The sequence below is a fragment of the Amycolatopsis tolypomycina genome (assembly GCF_900105945.1).
GTDB classification, from domain to species: Bacteria; Actinomycetota; Actinomycetes; order Mycobacteriales; family Pseudonocardiaceae; genus Amycolatopsis; species Amycolatopsis tolypomycina.
Genome location: NZ_FNSO01000004.1, coordinates 3,705,580 through 3,724,780, shown reverse-complemented (window position 1 = coordinate 3,724,780; position 19,201 = coordinate 3,705,580). Strand labels below are relative to the sequence as shown.

General features: G+C 71.1%; 16 protein-coding genes. 5 read left to right on the top strand and 11 right to left on the bottom strand.

The window, feature by feature from the left end; genetic code table 11:
• Positions 1–34: 34 nt before the first annotated feature.
• The 3 genes from BLW76_RS26970 to BLW76_RS26960 are packed head-to-tail and all read right to left on the bottom strand — an operon-like array spanning position 35 to position 4,618.
• Positions 35–1,264, bottom strand: a complete 1,230-nt coding sequence (locus tag BLW76_RS26970) for an SGNH/GDSL hydrolase family protein (RefSeq protein WP_244170322.1) — start codon at positions 1,262–1,264, stop codon at positions 35–37.
• Entirely contained in the window at positions 1,261–3,558 is a 2,298-nt protein-coding gene (locus BLW76_RS26965; RefSeq protein WP_091312267.1) for a beta-xylosidase/alpha-l-arabinosidase, read from the bottom strand. Before BLW76_RS26965 ends, BLW76_RS26970 begins: the two co-directional genes overlap by 4 nt.
• Positions 3,559–3,607: 49 nt before the next feature.
• Entirely contained in the window at positions 3,608–4,618 is a 1,011-nt protein-coding gene (locus BLW76_RS26960) for a LacI family DNA-binding transcriptional regulator (protein WP_244170321.1), read from the bottom strand.
• A gap of 136 nt (positions 4,619–4,754) precedes the next feature.
• On the opposite strand from BLW76_RS26960, the gene BLW76_RS26955 reads away from it, so the two are divergent.
• Genes BLW76_RS26955 through BLW76_RS26940 form a run of 4 tightly spaced genes read left to right on the top strand, consistent with a single transcriptional unit; the run spans position 4,755 to position 10,881 of the window.
• The gene (locus tag BLW76_RS26955) at positions 4,755–6,050 is read left to right on the top strand and encodes an extracellular solute-binding protein (protein WP_091312263.1); all 1,296 of its coding nucleotides are present in this window, start codon (positions 4,755–4,757) and stop codon (positions 6,048–6,050) included.
• Positions 6,047–7,018: a carbohydrate ABC transporter permease gene (locus BLW76_RS26950; protein ID WP_091312261.1), complete on the top strand. Its 972-nt coding sequence runs from the start codon at positions 6,047–6,049 to the stop codon at positions 7,016–7,018. Before BLW76_RS26955 ends, BLW76_RS26950 begins: the two co-directional genes overlap by 4 nt.
• Positions 7,018–7,842, top strand: coding sequence for a carbohydrate ABC transporter permease (locus BLW76_RS26945; RefSeq protein WP_091312259.1), 825 nt, complete (start codon positions 7,018–7,020; stop codon positions 7,840–7,842). Before BLW76_RS26950 ends, BLW76_RS26945 begins: the two co-directional genes overlap by 1 nt.
• A 15-nt stretch (positions 7,843–7,857) precedes the next feature.
• Positions 7,858–10,881, top strand: a complete 3,024-nt coding sequence (locus tag BLW76_RS26940; RefSeq protein WP_091312256.1) for a glycosyl hydrolase 115 family protein — start codon at positions 7,858–7,860, stop codon at positions 10,879–10,881.
• Between the two features lie 160 nt (positions 10,882–11,041).
• On the opposite strand, the gene BLW76_RS26935 is transcribed toward BLW76_RS26940, so the two are convergent.
• Positions 11,042–12,112 (bottom strand): LacI family DNA-binding transcriptional regulator, encoded by a 1,071-nt coding sequence (locus BLW76_RS26935; RefSeq protein ID WP_091312254.1) that lies wholly within the window; start codon positions 12,110–12,112, stop codon positions 11,042–11,044.
• 140 nt (positions 12,113–12,252) lie between these two features.
• Between BLW76_RS26935 and BLW76_RS26930 the strand changes: the two genes are divergently transcribed.
• Positions 12,253–13,257 carry an endo-1,4-beta-xylanase gene (locus BLW76_RS26930; RefSeq protein ID WP_091312252.1) on the top strand — a complete coding sequence of 335 codons (1,005 nt, stop codon included), beginning with the start codon at positions 12,253–12,255 and terminating at the stop codon, positions 13,255–13,257.
• On the opposite strand, the gene BLW76_RS26925 is transcribed toward BLW76_RS26930, so the two are convergent.
• From BLW76_RS26925 to BLW76_RS26895, 7 genes are all read right to left on the bottom strand, one after another.
• On the bottom strand, positions 13,217–13,762 hold the full coding sequence (locus tag BLW76_RS26925) for a polysaccharide deacetylase family protein (protein ID WP_091312249.1): 546 nt from the start codon (positions 13,760–13,762) through the stop codon (positions 13,217–13,219). The two genes, BLW76_RS26930 and BLW76_RS26925, sit on opposite strands and share 41 nt — an antisense overlap.
• Before the next feature lie 49 nt (positions 13,763–13,811).
• The gene (locus BLW76_RS26920) at positions 13,812–14,741 is read right to left on the bottom strand and encodes an acyl-CoA desaturase (RefSeq protein ID WP_091312248.1); all 930 of its coding nucleotides are present in this window, start codon (positions 14,739–14,741) and stop codon (positions 13,812–13,814) included.
• Positions 14,742–15,023: 282 nt separating this feature from the next.
• On the bottom strand, positions 15,024–15,227 hold the full coding sequence (locus BLW76_RS26915) for a cold-shock protein (protein WP_004558414.1): 204 nt from the start codon (positions 15,225–15,227) through the stop codon (positions 15,024–15,026).
• Between the two features lie 101 nt (positions 15,228–15,328).
• Positions 15,329–16,624, bottom strand: a complete 1,296-nt coding sequence (locus tag BLW76_RS26910) for a class I SAM-dependent methyltransferase (protein WP_208613393.1) — start codon at positions 16,622–16,624, stop codon at positions 15,329–15,331.
• Positions 16,606–18,012 (bottom strand): FAD-binding oxidoreductase, encoded by a 1,407-nt coding sequence (locus BLW76_RS26905; protein WP_091312243.1) that lies wholly within the window; start codon positions 18,010–18,012, stop codon positions 16,606–16,608. The genes BLW76_RS26910 and BLW76_RS26905 overlap by 19 nt, the downstream gene beginning before the upstream one ends.
• Before the next feature lie 93 nt (positions 18,013–18,105).
• Positions 18,106–18,645 (bottom strand): hypothetical protein, encoded by a 540-nt coding sequence (locus BLW76_RS26900; protein ID WP_091312239.1) that lies wholly within the window; start codon positions 18,643–18,645, stop codon positions 18,106–18,108.
• Positions 18,642–19,076 (bottom strand): DUF6292 family protein, encoded by a 435-nt coding sequence (locus BLW76_RS26895; protein ID WP_091312237.1) that lies wholly within the window; start codon positions 19,074–19,076, stop codon positions 18,642–18,644. The genes BLW76_RS26900 and BLW76_RS26895 overlap by 4 nt, the downstream gene beginning before the upstream one ends.
• Positions 19,077–19,201 lie beyond the last annotated feature (125 nt).

The window sequence follows — 19,201 nt, the reverse complement described above, 5'->3', positions numbered from 1 at the left end:
CGGTAATTGTCTTCTTTTCGTCGCTTGACGATTCCTATCCGTCGTTCCGGAAAAGCCACGGCGGAACGCTCGAGCCGATCGCCTGATATCCCGCCGGGTTGAGGTGGAGGTGGTCGCCCACGTCGTAGGCGGGCAGCAGCTTCGACGGCGCCGCCGGGTCGCGGACCACCTTGTCGAAGTCCAGCAGGGCGTCGAAGTGGCCCGGCTGGCGGATCCACGCGTTGACCTTCTGCCGCGCCTCTTCCCGCAACGGGTTGTCGTATCCGGTGTTCCCGCCGAACGGCGTGATCGTCGCACCGTACACGCGGATGTCCTGCGCGTGGGCGCGCACCAGGATCTGGTCGTACGCGTCGATCAGCTGGTCGGCCACGCCCGCCGCGTCGGCCGGGGCCGCCGTGCCGATGTCGTTGACGCCCTCGAACACGATCGCCCACGAAACCCCGCTCGTGGCCAGCAGATCGCGGTCGAGGCGGGCCAGCACGTTCGGGCCGAGGCCGTCCTGCAGCACCCGGTTGCCGCCCGCCGCCTGGTTCACCACGGACACGCCGTGCAGGCGCGACGCCAGCACGTTCGGCCAGCGGTCGTTGCCGTTGGTCGTCGAACCGCGGCCGTCGGAGATGGAGTCGCCGATCACCGCCACCGCGTTCGCCGGGGACAGCACCTCGATGCCGCTGAGGAAGTACCAGTGGTCGACCGGGGTCGCGCCCGGCAGCTCGAGGTCGGACACGTGGTTGCCGGCCAGCAGGTACGACGTCGTGCGCGAGCCCGGGTGCGAGGTGATCGACGTCGAGGCCTGGCCGTTCGCCAGGTACGCCGTCACCGAGATGTTCTCCAGGGACCGCACCGGGAACGGCAGCGGGTCCGACACCACCTGCGCGCCCTGGGGCACCGTCGTCGACGGCTTGCCGTGGAAGGTCACCGGGACGACGCTGCCCGGCACGACGCCGGAGACGCCGGCCGCGCCGGAGACCGGGCGGGCCACCGACACCGCGGTGAGCGGCAGCGGCGCGCCGCCGAAGGCGTTGGAGAACCGCAGCCGGATCCGCTGGCCGCCGACGGTCACCTGCGCCGTCTCGCGCAGCGTTGCGTTGTCGAGCACCCGGTCGGCGCCGGTGAAGGGCGCCGGCGGCATGTTGCCCGGCTCGGTCAGCTGGGGCATCGACGTCCACGTCGCCACCCAGTGCGACGGCGCGGGACGGGCGGACGCGCCCACGAAGAGAAAGGTCAGCACGGCCAGGACGACGATCACCAGAGGACGTCTCATAAGGAGAACTCCGGGGTCAGGACCCGGTCGAAACCGACGACGCGGCCCGGCCCGGTCAGCGTGCAGTGCAGGGTCGTGACGATCTGCTCACTCGAGGTCCCCACGCGCAGCTCGACGTCGCCGGGGTCGACCCGGCGGTGTCCGGCGCGGCCGGTGTAGGAGGTCAGGTCCGCGTGCAGGGCGATCTCCAGCACGCAGGTCTCGCCCGCGGGCAGCGAAACCCGGCGCGCCGCGATGAGCTGGCGTTCCGGCCGCGCCACCTCGGCCACCGGGTCGTGCAGGTAGACCTGGACGACCTCGGACGCCTCGCGCTGGTGGTCGTTGCGCAGCGTCACCCGCACCCGGCAGACGCCGTCGGTGGGCCAGAGCGAGCCGGTCGCGCTGACGTCCAGCCAGGTCACCGGCGCGTAGGACAGCCCGTGCCCGAACGGGAACAGCGGCGAAGGATCCACTGTGGACACCTCGCTGCGCCGGCCGAGCGGCGCGGCCAGGTACGTCGACGGCTGGCTCGCCCCGGCCGCCGGGAAGCTCACCGGCAGCCGCCCGGCCGGGTTGAGCCGGCCCGCGATGACGTCCGCCAGCGCGCCGGCGCCTTCTTCGCCGGGGTAGAACCCGCAGACCACGGCAGCCAGCCGGGGCAGCTGGCGGGACAGCTCGTACGGCCGGCCCGAGAGCAGCACGAGGACCACCGGCTTGCCCGTGTCGAGCAGGGCGTCCAGGAGTTCCTCCTGGCGGCCCGGCAGCCGCAGGTCGGCCGCGTCGCAGCCTTCGCCGGACGTGCCGCCGCCGAACAGCCCGGCCCGGTCGCCCAGCACGGCCACGCAGACCGACGCGTCCGCGCAGGCCGCCACGGCTTGCGCGATCCCTTCGTCGTCCCCGCCGGTGACCGGGCAACCCAGGGCGTATTCGACGTCGTAGGAGCCGCGCAGCGCTTCGAGCACGGTCGGCACCGAGACGCCGAACGGGACGTCGGGGTGGTGGACGCCAACGTGCAGCGGGAACGAATAGCAGCCGAGCATCGCGCCCGGGGTGTCCGCGCGCGGCCCGACGACGGCGACGCGGGTTCCGGGGGAGAGGGGGAGCGTGCCGTCGTTGTGCAGCAGCACGATCGAACGCTCGGCCACCTCACGGGCCAGCGCCCGCGACTCGGCGTCGTCGAGGTCGATCTCCTCGGGGAACTCCGGCGCCCAGCCGGCGTCGAGCAGGCCCAGCTCGCACTTCTGGCGCAGCACGCGTTCGAGGGCGCGGTCGACGGCGGCGACATCGACCGCGCCCTCTTCCACCGCGGCGAGCAGCGGCTCGCCGTAGCAGTCCATGGTCGGCAGCTCGACGTCGATGCCGGCAGTGATCGCCTGCCGGGCGGCGTCGGCGCGGTCGGCCGCGACCCCGTGCAGGCGGTGCAGGAAGGCCACGGAGAAGTAGTCGGCGACCACCGTGCCGTCGAAGCCGTAGGTGCCGCGCAGCAGGTCGGTCAGCAGCGTCGGGTCCGCCGCGCCGGGCACGCCGTCGACGTCGGTGTAGGTGTTCATCACCGACCGCGCGCCGGCCCGCAGCGCCAGCTCGAACGGCGGGAGCAGGACGTCGGCGATTTCGCGCGGCCCGGCTGAAACCGGGGCCAGGTTGCGCCCGGCGCGCGAAGCCGAGTACCCGACGAAGTGCTTCAGGGTGGCGATCACGCCCGAGGACTCGAGGCCGGCGACGTAGGCGCTGCCGATCGTCCCGACCAGGTAGGGGTCTTCGCCGATGGTTTCCTCGACCCGCCCCCAGCGCAGGTCGCGGGCCACGTCGAGGACGGGCGCGAGGCCCTGGTGCACCCCGAGTTCGCGCATGGTCCGCCCGATCTTCGCGGCCATCCGGCGGATCAGGTCCGGGTCGAAGGTGGCGCCCCACGACAGCGGCGCCGGGTACACCGTCGCCTGCCACGCGGCCAGCCCCGTCAGGCATTCTTCGTGCACCACGGCGGGGATGCCGAACCGGCTGCTGGTGACGATCTGCCGCTGCGTGCGCGCGAGGCTGTGCGCGCCGATCACCGGGTCGACCGGCCGGGTGCCGAAGGCGCGGGTCAGCTGCCCGATGCCGTGCCGGACCAGGTCGTCGAAGTCGACCGCCGCGTCGACGAAGTCGTGCTGGTGCGGCGCCATTTCGCCGCCGGAGTCGATGCCGACCCAGACCCCGTAGAGCTGGGCGAGCTTCTCGCGCAGGGTCATCCGGGACATCAGGGCCCGGACGCGTTCGCCCGGGTCGGCCGCCGGGTCGCGCCACGGCTCTCCGGCCGTGGTGGGCTGCGTGGTCAAGGCTGGTCCGCCCTTCGTCTGGGGGGAGGAGTGAGGAGGAGGAAACGGTTCAGGGGAGGGCGCGGGTGGAGTGCCGCACCACCAGGCCGGTGTCGAGCGTGACGTGCGTCCGCTCGACGTCGTCGCCGTTGATCAGCGCGATGAGCATCCGGATCGCCCGGTGCCCCATCTCGCGGATCGGCTGGTCCACTGTGGTCAGTGGCGGGCTGCAGAGCGCCGACTCGGGCACGTTGTCGAAGCCCACCACGGAAAGGTCGTCGGGCACGCGCAGCCCGAGCTCGCGGGCCGCGGCCACGGTCGCGATGGCCGAGATGTCGTTGGCGGCGAACACCGCCGTCGGCCGGTCCGGCCCGGTCAGCAGGGCGTGGGCCGAGGCCGCGGAGACCTCCGGGTCGTAGGCGCCGTTGCGGATCAGGGCGTCGTCCGGGGTGATGCCCGCGGCGGTCAACGCCCGCAGGTACCCCGTTTTCCGCAGTTCGGCCGACTGCAGGTCGGGCCGGCCGGTCAGGAACGCGATCCGCCGGTGCCCCAGGTCGAGGAGGTGTTCGGTGGCCAGCTGCGCGCCGCGCAGGTTGTCGGAGTCGATCGTGGGCAGGTGCGACGGCCCGGTGTGCGGGTCGACGGCGACGACCGGCGTGCCCGGCACGGCTTCCAGGGAGACGGCGGGGGTGACCAGCACGGCGCCGTCGACGAGGGTGCCGCTCAACCGGGACAGGTAACGCTTTTCCCAGCCCGCCGGGTCGCCGGTGCGCCCGCCCGCGGAGTAGACGACGAGTTCGAAACCGCTGCCGCGGATGGCATCCGCGGCGCCCTTGAGCAGCTCGGTCGAGAACGGTTCGAGGTCGGCGACCAGGATGCCGATGACGTTCGTCCGGTGGTTTCTCAGGCTCTGCGCCACGAGGCTCGCCTCGTAACCGAGCTCTTCGATCACGGCGCGGACCCGCGCGAGCGTTGCGGCGGAGACGCCGTAGCGCTCGTTGATCACCTTCGAAACCGTGGCCACCGAGACGCCGGCCCGAGCGGCGACGTCACGGATGGTCACCCTGGAACTGGGCTGCATCGGCTCAGACTAGCCATAGAAAACGTTATCGACAACGATTGACACGGCATTTGTCCGGGAGCAGACTCTTCGCCAACCCGGGCGCAGTAGTGCCGCCCCGTCCAACTCGGCCGAAGTCGTCAGGAGTGGACCCACAATGTTTGTGAACCGCCGGATCACCGCCCTCGCCGCTCTCGCGGCCGCAGTCCCGCTCGCGCTCGCTGCGTGCAGCGGGGGCAGCGAAGCCCCCGCGCAGCCGAGCGGCCCGGTCACCTTGACCTGGTGGCACAACGGCACCACCGATCCGATCAAGACGGTCTGGGAGAAGGTCGTCGCCGACTACCAGAAGGCGCACCCCGACGTCACGATCAAGGCCCAGCCGCTGCAGAACGAGGACTTCAGCACCAAGGTCCCGCTCGCCCTGCAGTCGGCCGAGCCGCCGGACATCTACCAGTCCTGGGGTGCGGGCGACCTGGCCTCGCAGATCACCTCGGGCAAGGTCGCCGACATCACCGGGGACACCAAGGACTGGATCGAACAGGCCACCGGCAAGTTCGGCGAGAAGTGGCAGGTCGACGGCAAGCAGTACGGCGTGCCGTTCACGCAGCACTTCGTCGGCTTCTGGTACCGCAAGGACCTGTTCCAGCAGGCGGGGATCACCACCCCGCCGAAGACCATGGACGAGCTGAACGCCGCCGTCGCGGCGCTGAAGGCCAAGGGCATCGCGCCGATCTCGGTCGGCGGCAAGGACCGCTGGCCCGATGCCTTCTACTACAACTACTTCGCCATCCGCGAGTGCTCGACCGCGGTGCTCCAGCAGTCGGTGAAGGCGGTCAAGCTCGAAGACCCGTGCTGGACGAGGGCCGGGCAGGACCTGAAGAACTTCCTGGCCACCGAACCGTTCCAGACCGGGTTCGCCGGCACGCCCGCCCAGCAGGGCGCGGGCAGCTCCGCCGGCCTCGTCGCCAACGGCAAGGCCGCGATGGAACTGCAGGGCGACTGGGAACCCGGCACGATGTCGTCGCTGACCGAGGACAAGGACCTCGAGTCGAAGATCGGCTGGTTCCCGTTCCCGACCGTGGCGGGTGGCCAGGGCGACCCGGCCGCCGTGCTCGGCGGCGGTGACGGCTACGCCTGCACCACTCGCGCGTCCAAGGCCTGCACGGCCTTCCTGCAGTACCTGGTCAGCGAGCCGGTGCAGACCGAGCTGTCCGCGAAGGGGACCGGCCTGCCCGTGAACGCCGTGGCCGCGAAGGCGCTGAAGACCGACGTGCTCCGGCAGGTCTACGACTACGGCACGAAGGCGCCGTACCTGCAGATGTACTTCGACCGGGCGTTCCCGACGGCGGTCGGTGCCGCGCTGAACGACGCGGTGGCCAACATGTTCGCCGGCCAGGGCACCCCCGAAGGGATCGTCACCGCCGTCAACCAGGCCGCGGCGGGCAACAAGTGACCACGGCGACGACCCCGGAGCGGACGGCGGCGCGGCCGTCCGCTCCGGCGGTCACCGCCCGCAAGCACCGGCCCGGCCTGCGCAAGCGGCTCGAGCTGATGCTGTTGCTCGGGCCGTCCCTGCTGCTGTTCATCGGGTTCGTCCTGGTGCCGATCGGGATCGCGGCGTACTACAGCTTCTTCAACTGGAACGGCTTCGGCCCGCTCGACGACTTCGTCGGGTTCAAGAACTACTCCGATGCCTTCGCGGGCACGGTGTTCCAGGGCGCCATCGTCCACAACCTGATCATCGCCGGCCTGTCCATCGTGGTGCAGCTGCCGCTGTCGATCGGCCTGGCGCTGCTGCTCAACCGGAAGCTGCGGGGACGCGCGGTGCTGCGCGCCCTGGTGTTCGCGCCGTACGTCCTCTCCGAGGCGATCACCGCGGTCATCTGGGCGCTCATGCTGCAGCCGAGCGGCTTCGCCGACCAGGTGCTCAAAAGCGCCGGGCTCGGCGGGCTGGTCCACAACTGGCTGGCCGACCCGGGCATCGTGCTCTACACGATGTTCGCGGTGATCACCTGGAAGTACATCGGGTTCGGCATCATCCTGCTGCTCGCCGGCCTGCAGGGCGTGCCCGCCGAGCTGCGCGAGGCCGCGGCGCTCGACGGCGCGTCGGCGTGGCAGACCACCCGGCACGTCGTGCTCCCGCTGCTCGGGCCGACCATCCGGATCTGGATTTTCCTCTCGGTGATCGGCTCGCTCCAGCTGTTCGACGTCGTCTGGATCATGACGCAGGGCGGCCCGGCGAACGCGTCGACGACGATGGCGACCTACCTGATCGACCACGGTTTCAAGCGCTACGAGTTCGGGTTCGGCTCCGCGGTGGCGGTCATCCTGTTCGTCATCTGCTTCGTGTTCGCCCTGCTGTACCAGCGGTTCGCGCTCCGCCGCGACACCCAGGGCGCGCTGACGAGGATGGTGGGCTGATGCGCTCGGGCAAGTTCGGCCTGTCGATGGGCTACCTCGCGGCGATCGTGGTGGTCGGCGTGACCGTCGTGCCGCTGCTGTTCGTGGCGCTCGGCGGGTTCCGCACCAACGCGCAGCTCAACACCGACCCGGCCGGGCTGCCGGGGCCGTGGGTGTTCGACAACTACGCCTCGGTGCTCGGGTCGAGTGCGTTCTGGACGTTCCTCGGCAACAGCGCGCTGATCGCGGTGATCGCCACGGCACTCGCCGTCGGGTTCGGCTCGATGGCCGGGTATGCGCTTTCGCGGTACCACTTCAAGGGCCGGGAGGCGTTCTACACGCTCTTCACGCTCGGCCTGCTGTTCCCGCTGGGTGTGGCGACGCTGCCGCTGTACCTGTGGCTGCGCCAGCTGGGACTGCTCGAAAGCTTCTGGGGCGTGGCGATCCCGGAGGCGGCGTTCTCGCTGCCGGTGACCATCGTGATCCTGCGGCCGTTCATGCACGCCATCCCGGGCGAGCTCGAGGACGCGGCCGTGCTCGACGGCACCACCCGGCTCGGGTTCTTCTGGCGGATCCTGCTGCCGCTGTCGGCGCCCGCGCTGACCACGGTGGCCGTGCTGGCCTTCGTCACCAGCTGGAACGCCTACCTGCTGCCGCTGCTGGTGTTCAACGACTCCGGGAACTTCACGCTCCCGCTCGGCGTCGCGATGTTCCAGTCCCAGTTCTCCCAGGACACCGCGCGGGTGCTCGCGTTCACCGCCCTGTCGGCGATCCCGGCGCTCGCGTTCTTCGTGCTCGCCGAACGGCGCATCGTCGGCGGGCTGACCGGATCCGTGAAGGGCTGACTCAGGAGGTCTGCCGTGCCGTCCGAGGTCCACCGCCGTACCTTCCTCCAATTGCTCGCCCTGGCCGGCGCCGGTTCCGTGGCCCTCCCGGGCCTCGCCGAAGCCGGCACCGGGTTCCCGTTGGCGTCGCGGGGAAAGGCCGCGACGATCGTGGTCGGCTCGGGTGACTTCCCCGGCGTCCGACGGGTCGTGGGCGACCTGGCCGCCGACATCGAGCGCGTCACGGGCGTGCGGCCCGCGGTGTCGTTCGACGTCGTGCCCGCGCGGGGCCCGGTGGTGCTGGTCGGCACCCTCGGCCACAGCCCGCTGGTCGACGACCTCGTCGCGGCCGGGAAGCTCGACGTCACCGGGATCGCCGGGAAGTGGGAGACGTCGCTGAGCCAGGTCGTCGACGGCCGGCTGGTGCTCACCGGCAGTGACCAGCGCGGCGTGATCTACGGCGTCTACGAGGTGTCCCGGCGCATCGGCGTCTCGCCCTGGTACTGGTGGGCGGACGTGCCGCCGCGGCGCCAGGCGGAGCTGCACCTGCCGGGGGAGCGGTTCAGCCTCGGCACCCCGCACGTGAAGTACCGCGGGTTCTTCATCAACGACGAGAACCCGGCGCTCGGCACCTGGGCGCCCGCGTACTTCGGGCCCGGCAAGGCGCCGGGCTTCCCCAACGGCTTCAACCACCTGTTCTTCGCCAAGGTCTTCGAGACCATGCTGCGGCTGCGGGCCAACTACCTCTGGCCGGCGGTGTGGGGGCGCGCGTTCGCCGAGGACGACCCGCTCAACCACGCCACCGCCAAGGAGTACGGCATCGTCATGGGCACCTCGCACGAGGCGCCGATGATGCGCGGCATCGAGGAGTGGAACCGGCACGCGGTGCCCGCGGTCCGCGACGCGGCCGGGAACATCACGACCCCGGGCCACGACCCGTACGGCGGCACGGGGGAGTGGAGCTTCCGGCGCAACGGCGAGGCGATCAAGGCCTACTGGACCGACGGGATCCGCCGGATGGTCCGCGAGGACTTCGAAGGCGTCGTCACGCTCGGCATGCGCGGCAACGGCGACGTCGGCCTGCCCGACGGCGACGGCATCGAGCTGATGCGGGAGATCATCGCGACCGAGCGGGAGATCCTGGCGCGCGAGCTTTCGACGGACGTCCCGCAGGTGTGGACGCTCTACAAGGAAGTCCAGCGGTACTGGGCGAAGGGCCTGCGCCCGCCGGACGACGTCATCGTCGTGTTCACCGACGACAACTGGGGCAACATCCGCAAGATGCCCGACCTGTCCCTGCCGCCGCACCCGGGCGGCTACGGGCTCTACTACCACTTCGACTACGTCGGCGGCGGGCGCAACTACAAGTGGGTCGACACCGCGCTGCTGGCGAACACGTGGGAGCAGCTGCACCAGGCCTACGCCTACGGCAACGACCGCCTGTGGGTGGCGAACGTCGGCGACATGAAGGGCAACGAGCTGCCGCTGCAGTTCTTCCTCGACTACGCCTGGGATCCCGCCGCGCTGCCGGCCGAGCGACTGTCCACATGGGAACGTGCGTTCGCCGCGGAGAACTTCGGCGCGGCGTTGGCGGCGGAGATCGCCGGGGTGCTGCACGACTACGGGCGGCTGCAGTCCCGCCGCAAGCCGGAGCTGCTCAACCGCCGGATCACCGTGGACGCCGCCGGCACGATCACCTACGACGACCAGATGACGCCGTTCAGCCTGGTCAACTACCGCGAGCTGGACCGGGTCACCGACGAGTGGCAGGACCTCTCGGCACGGGCGCTGAAGATCTCCGCCCGGTTGCCCGCGGCCTACCGGGACGCGTTCTACGAGCTGGTGCTGTACGCGACCCAGGCGACGGCGAACCTGTACGCCCTGCGGCGTGCGGAGTTCACGAACCTGCTGTACGTGACGCAGGGCCGGGCCTCGGCGAACGCGCTGGCCGCCGTCACCGAGGCCCGCTTCGCCGACGACCTGGCGCTGGCGGCGAAGTACAACACCGGCATCGCGGGCGGGAAGTGGAACGGGTTCCAGACCCAGCCCCACATCGACTACGGCGACGTCGAACGCTACGGGCCGAACGCACCGTGGCAGCAGCCGGAGAAGGACAACGTGGCGCTGCCGGACGTGATCTTCCCGGCGGTCCGCCGGGTCGACCTGCCGGCCGCGGCCGCGCTGGGGGTCGCGATCGACGGCTCGGCGGACGCGTGGCCCGGCGCCGCGGGCCGGCCGGTGCTGCCGGAGTTCAGCCCGTACCAGAGCGCGCCACCGCAGTACATCGACGTCTTCAACCGCGGCCGGACCCCGTTCCGCTGCACCGTTTCGCCGGGTGCGCCGTGGGTGCAGGTCGAGCCGCGCGGCGGCCGGGTCACCGAGGAGCTGCGGATGACCGTCCGGATCGACTGGAACCGGGCCCCGAAGGGCACCACGACCGTGCCGATCACGGTGTCGGGCGCGGGGAGCTCGGTCGTGGTGGACGCCGTGGTGCGCAAGCCGGCGGGGCCGGTCCGCGGGTTCGTCGAGGCCGGCGGGTACGTGTCGATGGAGGCCGAGCACCGCAGCGCCACCGTCGGCGCGGCGGACGTCGGCTGGCGGCGCATCGCGGACATCGGACGAACCGGCGCGGGGATGACCCCGTTCCCGGTGACGGCGGCGAGCCGCGCACCGGGAGCGGGGCCGCGCCTGGAGTACCGGATGACGCTCTTCACGACCGGACCGGTGACGGTGTGGGCGTACCTGTCCCCGCGCAGCAACGTGCTCGCGGGCGACGGCCTGCGGTACGCGGTCTCGTTCGACGACGCGGAACCGCAGGTCGTGAACATCACGAAGGCGACCGGGGCGGACGACACGGCCATGAACCGGCAGTGGGAACGGACCACTTCGGACAACGTGAACCTGACGTCGACGCGCCACACGATCGCGGCGGCGGGCCTGCACGTGCTGAAGTTCTGGATGGTGGACCCGGCGGTGATCGTGCAGAAACTGGTGGTCGACACGGGTGGGCTGCGGGCGAGCTACCTGGGGCCGCCGGAAAGCATGCGGTGGCCGTGGTGAAGGGCATGGCCGTGGTGAAGGGATGGCTGTCGTGAGGGCGTGGCCGCCGGGGGCGCCCCCCGGTTTCCACTCTACCGGTGAGCACCGACAGTTTCGGAGCCGAGCAGCCGCCGATCGACCGCCGGCGCCGCGCCCGCCGGCCGTGGATCAGCTTCGTCCGCTACCGCGCTCCGCCGGTCAGCACCCGGTAACCGCGGTGCGCCGGGGCGGCCGTGCTGTGGCGGACCACCAGGCTGGTCGCCAGCTCCAGGCGATGGCTCTCCGGATCCACCCCGCGGGCCAGCGAAATCGCCAGCCGGGCGCCGGCCGCCGCCATCTCCTGCAGGGGCTGGCGGACCGTGGTCAGCTCGGGGGTCAGCCAGCGGGCGATCGGCAGGTCGTCGAAGCCCACCACCGAAAGGTCGTCCGGGATGCGGAGTCCCGCGTCGCGGGCCGCCTCGTACACGCCGAGTGCCTGCAGGTCGCTGCCGGCGAACACCGCCGTCGGCCGGTCCGGGAGGGTGAGCAGTGAAGCCAGTTCCCGATAGCCGGCGCGGACGTGGAAGTCGCCGCGGCGCACCAGGGCCGGGTCGAACGCCAGCCCGGCCGTCTCCAGTGCCGTGCGGTAGCCGTCGATCCGGGCCCGGCTGCACAGCACCCCTTCCGGTCCGCCGATCATCGCGATCCGGCGGTGGCCCAGCTCGATCAGGTGCCGGGTGGCCGTCAGCCCGCCCTGCCAGTTCGTGGCCCCGATCGAGGGCGTCTCCGGGCCGGGCGCGCCCGCCGGGTCGACCACGACCAGCGGGATGTCCCGGGCCCGGAGCTTCGCCAGCTGCCCGCCGGTGAAGTCCGAGCAGACCGAGACGATGCCGACCGGCCGCCGGGCGAGGACGCTCTCCAGCCAGCTCTGCCCGGGCGTGTGCCGGCCCGACGATTCCGCCAGCACGACAGCCATTCCGTTTTCGCGGGCCACGCACTCCACCCCGCGGATGATTTCAAGGGCCCACGTGCTTTCGAGTTCGTGGAACATCAGCTCCAGCAGCCGGGAACGGCGGGATCGTTCGTCGGCACGGCGCCGGTACCCGTATTTCCCGATGACGGCTTCGACGCGGGCTCTGGTGCTTTCGGCGACGTCGGGTCGGCCGTTCAGCACTTTCGAAACTGTCGGGACGGAGACACCGGTCTCGGCGGCGATCCGGGCGATGGTCACCCGCGACTCGGACGGCTCGAGCTCGTCAGACTTCGTTGTCATGAAGGAGATTCTAGGTCATCGAAACCTGATTTGAAATGGTTGGAAACTTTCGGAGCACCGTGAGCACCATTGTCTCGTGGAGGATGAAGATGCCGGGAAGAATTCCTAAGAAATGCGTCCTTGCGACGGTCGCCGCCGTCATGGGTATTGCCGCGTGGCAGGCGCCGGCCGCTTCGGCGGCACCGGCTTCGGTGCCGCTGCAATACACCACGAACCGGTACGTCGGCAGCGCGGTGGCCGCGGCCTATCTGGCCTCGGAAACCGATTACCGGGCGGTGCTGACCCGGGAATTCGACAATGTGACCCCCGAGAACGAGATGAAGTGGGGCACGATCGAAGCGGTCCGTGGCCAGTACGACTGGTCCGGCGCGGACGCCATCGTCCAGTACGCGCAGAAGCACCACAAGACCGTCCGCGGCCACACGCTGGTCTGGCACTCCCAGCTCCCGGACTGGGTCGGCGCGCTGCCCGCCGACGAGCTGCGCCGGGTCCTGCGCGACCACGTCACCACGGAAGTCAAGCGGTACAAGGGAAAGATCCGCGCCTGGGACGTCGTTAACGAGATCTTCAACGAGGACGGCACCTGGCGTGACACGGTCTTCCACCAGAAGCTCGGGGAGGGCTTCGTCGCCGACGTCTTCCGCTGGGCACACGCCGCCGACCCGCGCGCGAAGCTCTACATCAACGACTACAACATCGAAGGGATCAACCCGAAGAGCGACGCGGTGTACAACCTGGTGAAGACGCTGCGGAAGCAGGGCGTGCCGATCGACGGCGTCGGCATCCAGGGCCACCTGTCGATCCAGTACGGCTTCCCCGGCCAGTACCGCGAGAACCTGGCCCGCTTCGCCAAGATCGGCGTGGAGACCGCGGTCACCGAGGCCGACGTCCGGATCCCGACCCCGCCCGACGCGGCCAAGCTCGCCACCCAGGCCAGCTACTTCGGCCAGTTGTGGGACGGCTGCCACGCGGTCCGCAAGTGCGTCGAGTTCACCACCTGGGGCTTCACCGACCGGCACTCGTGGGTCCCGGACGTCTTCCCCGGTGAAGGCGCGGCCTGCCTGTTCGACGAGAACCTGCGCCCGAAGCCGGCGTACTTCGCCCTCAACCCCCGACCGGACCGGGGTGCAGTCCCCGTGCGGTGAGTGCGGCGAGGATGCGGGGCACCGCGTCCACCGTGGCCGGGCGGCCTTCGTGCATCAGCACGACGCCGCCCGGCTGCGCGGCCGCGGCCGCGGCGACGATCTCGTCGGCGGAACAGCCCGCCCAGTCGCGGGTGTCGACGGTCCACAGCACCTCGGTGAGCTCGTGCGCGGCCAGGGTCGCCGCGACCGAGGCGTCCGTGTCGCCGTAGGGCGGCCGGAACAACGCCGGGCGGATGCCGGTCAGCCGGGTCAGGAGGTCCTGCGTGCGCCGGACCTCCTGGTCGCGGGCAGCGGGGTCGGCCAGCGTGGTCAGGTGCGGGTGCGTCCACGTGTGGTTGCCGATCGCGTGCCCGGCCGCGGCGATCGCCCGGACCAGGTCCGGGTGGGCCGCGGCGTGCTCGCCCCACAGGAAGAACGTCGCCCGCGTGCCGCCGAGCGCGGCCAGCAGGGCCGGCGTCGTCTCGGGGTACGGGCCGTCGTCGAAGGTCAGCGCGACGGTGTCCATCCTGCCAAGATCACCCGGCCCGGCCGCCGCGGGCAAGGACTTTCGCTCGTTATCGGGCCAGCGCGGCGAGGCGCTTCGCCGTCGGCCAGCGGACGTTCCACGCCCAGCCCAGCTTCTCGAACACCCAGATCACCCTGGCCGAGACGTCGAGCTGGCCGCGCAGCACGCCGTGGCGGGCCGACGTCGGGTCCGCGTGGTGGGTGTTGTGCCAGGACTCGCCCATCGACAGGATGGCCAGCGGCCAGAAGTTCGCCGAGCGGTCGCGGCTGGCGAACGGGCGTTCGCCGATCATGTGGCAGATCGAGTTCACCGACCACGTCACGTGGTGCTGGAAGGAGATCCGGGCCAGCCCGGCCCAGAGGAACGCGGTCAGCGCGCCCCACCACGACAGCGTGATCAGGCCGCCGAGCAGCGGCGGGAGCAGCAGGCTCAGCACCACCCACAGCGGGAAGAGCCGGTCGACGACGCGCAGGTCGCGGTCGGCGGCCAGGTCCGGGGCGAACCGGTCGACGTTGGTCTTGTCGCGGCCGAAGAGCCAGCCCATGTGCGCGTGCCAGAAGCCGCGGACCAGCGCCACCGGCGAGGTGCCGAACAGCCACGGCGAGTGCGGGTCGCCGTCGCGGTCGGAGAAGGCGTGGTGCCGCCGGTGGTCGGCGACCCAGCCGATCACCGGGCCCTGCGCGGCGAGCCCGCCGGCGATGGCGAGCGCGATCCGCAGGGCCCGCTTCGCGCGGAAGGAGCCGTGGGTGAAGTAGCGGTGGTAGCCGACGGTGACCCCGAGCGTCGACACCACGAAGAACGCGCCGCCGATCGCGAGGTCGACCCAGCTGATGCCCCAGCCCCAGAACACCGGGACGGCGACGGCCAGTGCCAGGAACGGCACCAGCAGGAACGTGCGGATGGTGATCAGCTCGGGGATGGTCTGCTTGCCGGAGAGCACGGGTTTCGGCGCCGGACGGGCCTTCACGGAGGCGGTCATGCACTACTCGTTTCGAGGTCTACGCCGCGCGGGGGCGCGGGAGAGCCGGGGGCGGGAACACCCGGCGGTCAGCGGTCGGAAGGTGACCGGGCGGGTCGCCGCTCCTGCCGGCGATCGGCCTCGAGGCCACGGTGCGAGAGTGAAACCGGCCGGACGCCGGGATACGGGATGTGCTCTCGTCCGCACCCACGTTACCCGACCGTTGTGAATCCGCAGTGTGGCCGCGCACGAGAAAGGCCCTCGCCCCGGAACCGGGGCGAGGGCCTCAGGCTGCCTCGTGGCTCAGATGACGCTGACGCGCTGGGCCTGCGGGCCCTTCTGGCCCTGGCCGATTTCGAACTCCACGCGCTGACCCTCGTCGAGCGACTTGAAGCCGCTGCCCTGGATCTCGGAGTAGTGGACGAACACGTCCGGACCCCCGCCATCCTGCGCGATGAAGCCGAAGCCCTTTTCGCCGTTGAACCACTTGACACTGCCCTGAGCCATACCAATACCTACTCTTTGTAGTGAGCCTGGGCGCCCCGTTCGGACACCCGGTCTCGACCCCCATCCTTCCATTGCCGGTCCGCGGTGGCCACCCCCGGTGGTCAAACTCCCCAATCGGGTCGCAGCGGCATGCCCATTCCGCCCTCGCTGTCGGTCCGCACGCCCAGGATGTGGTGCAGTTCGATCTCGCGCCGTTCGAAGGCCAGCCGGCAGGCCGCGAGGTAGAGCGCCCACACCCGGCTGCGCCCGGCGCCGGCCTCGGCGACGGCCTCGTCCCAGTGCTCGTCGAGGTTGGCGCACCACCCGGCCAGCGTCTTCGCGTAGTGCTCGCGGAAGTTCTCCGCGTGGCGCACCTCCAGCCCGGCGTCGTGCATGGCCGTCATCAGCTCGCCGGGTGCCTCGAGCTCGCCGTCCGGGAAGACGTAGCGGTCGATGAACCCGCGCGAGCGGTGCGCGACGCTGGTGTCCGGGTTGGTGATGCAGTGGTTGAGCAGCCGCCCGTGCGCCTTGAGCTTGCCGGCCAGGAAGCGGAAGTAGCCGGGGACGTTGCGGGCGCCGATGTGCTCGGTCAGGCCGATCGAGGAGATCGCGTCGAAACCGGTCTCGGTGACGTCCCGGTAGTCCTGGTGGCGGATCTCGGCGCGGTCGGCGATGCCGAGCGCGACGATGTTCTTCTGCGCCCACTGGGCCTGTTCACGTGAAAGGGTGACGCCGATGGCCTCGACGCCGTAGTGCCGGACGGCGTGCGCGACCATCCCGCCCCAGCCGCAGCCGACGTCGAGCAGCTTCATCCCGGGCTGGAGGCCGAGCTTCTTGCAGACCAGGTCGAACTTGTGCGCCTGCGCCTCCTCCAGGGTGGCGTCCTCGTGCGGGAAGACCGCGCACGTGTAGGCCATCGACGGGCCGAGGACCAGCTCGTAGAACCGGTTGGACACGTCGTAGTGGCTGGCGATGGCCTCGCTGTCGCGCTCCTTCGAGTGCCGCAGCGCGGTCAGCCCCCGCCGGAACCGGCTCGGGTGCTCCTCGGCCGGTGGCTTGACCACCCGCAGGTGGCGCGGGCCGAGCTTGCGCAGCAGCCACAGCCGGTCGGCCGGGGTGAGCTGGTCGACCTGCGCGGCCAGCGCGCGCAGCGCCGTGTAGAGGTCGCCCTTGACGTCGAGCGCGCCGGCGACGTACGCGCGGGCGAGGCCGAGGTCGCCGGGGGAGGACATCAGGTAGTCCAGCGCCAGCGGCGAGCGCACCTCGATGGCCACCGGGGCGTCGGCCGGGCCGCTGCGGCTGCCGTCGTAGGCGGTGATCGACACCTCGGCGCGGGGTCCGAGCAGCCGCTCGAAGACGGCGCCGACGGTGATGCTTTCCTGGGTCACGTTCGTTCCTTTCACCGGCGGCGGACGCATTTTTCGTAGAGGCCGAGCAGCCGCTCGCGCGGGTCGTAGGCGCGCTTGAGCTTCCGGTAGGCGTCGCCGTTGTACAGCCGCCAGAACTCGTCCTCGGTGTAGAAGCTGTCGGAGTAGAGCGACTTGTGCCCGCCGAGCCGGGTGACCTCGGCTTCGACCATCCGGTTGTGCACGCCGTCGCGCTCGCCGGGGTCCAGCGGCACGGCCGACCAGAACCCGAAGTTGACGTACAGCTGCTGCGGATCCAGTTCGTACAGCGGCCAGCGGACGCCGCCGGGCCGCTGCCGCAGCGGGCAGATCCAGACCGGGCTGATCGGGATCTCGCGTTCGAAGAATTCGAGGAACTCCGCGGCCCGGTCGAGCGGGACCTCGATGTCCTGCACGATCGTCTCCTCCGGCGGCAGCCGCCGGAGCTTCAGCAGCCGCTCGGCGATCCGGAACCGGCGGTCGAGCGCAACGGCCTTCCAGTACACCGACGACCGCAGGAACCGGCGGCCGAGCAGCAGCCGCGGCAGCCGGTGCTGGACGCCGAACGCGCGCGAGCACCAGAACCAGTCGGTGTCCCAGCGCCAGAGGTAGTCCCGGACGGTGAGGTGGTCGGTCTCGCGCCGCTGGATGGAGCGGTAGTAGATGTCCAGCCAGGTGTAGTCGCTCGTGGCCGGTGCGGTGTCGGTGAACGTCCCGAGGGTCAGGTACAGCTCGTCCGGGCCGAAGACCGTGCCGTCGACGAAATCGACGTGCTCGCCCTCGTGTTCGCTCGTCGCGCAGATCTCGCCCAGCGCCGCGAAGTACTTGCCGCGGTCGTGGTGGCGGACGTGCCGCAGCTTCACGAACGGCTTCACCGGCTCCAGGAGGATCCGCAGCCGCAGCGCGTAGCCGAGGGTGCCGTAGGAGTTGGGGAAGCCGTGGAACAGGTCGCGGTGCTCGTTGTCCGGCGTGGCGACGACGATCTCGCCGTCGCCGGTGAGGACCTCGAGCTCCAGCACCGATTCGTGCGGCATGCCGTTGCGGAACGACGAGGACTCGATGCCGAGCCCGGTCACCGCGCCGCCGAGGGTGATCGTCTTCAGCTGCGGCACGACCAGCGGCATCAGGCCGTGCGGCAGCGTGGCGTCGACGAGCTGCTCGTAGGTGACCATGCCTTCGACGTCGGCGGTGCGGTTTTCCGGGTCCACCCGCAGCACGTGGGTGAACCCGGAGACGTCGAGGCCGGGGTGCTTCGCCGCGGCACGCGAACGGAAGAGGTTGGACGTCCGTTTCGCCAGCCGGATGGTGGTGTCACCGCCGATGGCGGTGAGCTGCTGTCTCAGGGCGTCGACGCGGGCTTCGTGCGCGGGGAAGGCCGGGCCCGGACGGGCTTCGGGCACCCCCGCCTGATCGGTGGTCACGTCGTTGATCCTGCCTCACCGGCGGCCCGCGTGGCTCGTCGAACACCGTGAAATGACTCATTCACGTAAGTGGTCCGCGGACGCCGCGGCGGCTCACGCGACCGCGCGGAGGGGCGGTTGCTCCCCGAGGACCGATTCGGCGTCGGCGAGGAAGGCGTCGATGCGCCGCAACCGCTCGGCGGTGCGCCGTTCGATCGCGGCCAGCCGGTCGGCTCGGCGCCGGGCGTCGTCGACGATCCGGTACGCCAGCGCGCGGGCGTCGGCGGTGCGCTGTTCGGCGGCCTCCGCCGCCTCCCGGGCGATCGCCGCCGCGCGTTCGCGGGCGGTCGTGACGATCCCGTCGGCTTCGGCGTGCGCGAGTTCGAGCAGGTGCCGGACGCGGTCGCCGACGGCGGCCGGATCGGCGGGGGTGCGGCACAGCCGGTCGGTGCGGGCGCTGAGCTCGGCGTGGTCGGCGCGGGCCCGTTCGAGCTGCCGCGCGAGGGTTTCGGCTTCGGCGACGGCCGCGTCGCGGTCGGCCGTCAGCAGGCGGATCTCGGCGAGGAGCTCGTCGATCCGCTCGTCGACCTGTTCGCGGTCGTAGCCGCGGAACGTCAGCGCGAAACTCTCGGGCAGGGGCAGCGGCGCCGTCATCGGGCCGCGGCCGGACGGCGCAGCAGCGCGGCGAGCGCGCCGGCGTCACCCGCGGGCCGCAGCCGCGCCGGGTCGGGCCGTCCCACGGTGTGGTCGTCCTCGTGCAGCGCGGTGACGAACCGTGCCACCCGGAGCGGCGACGGGACGACCTCGTCGCCCAGGTAGCGCAGGACGATCAGGTCCTCGCCCGAGTGCGTCTCGATCGCCGCCGCCCAGCCGCGTTCCTCGTCCCACAGCAGGGCCACGTCGCGGTCGGGGTAGTGCGGCAGCCGGGTGTCGAGTGCGACGTAGGCCGACACCGGGCTGTCGTGGTCGAGGGTGCACGACTCGAGGCCGATGCCGAGCTCGGCGGTGACGTCGCGGAGGTACTCGAGCAGCGCGGGGACGGCGGGGTGCTGGTAACCGGTCGGGAGTTCGATCGATGCGGTCACGGGGGTCGTTCGCCTTTCTCTGTCGGGTTACTCCGGTTCTAACATGTCGTCCTTTCGATGACAAGTGAGATGTCGCCGGATGGACGACATTGACGGTCCGGTTCGCCGGGATTGAGCGGCCCGGC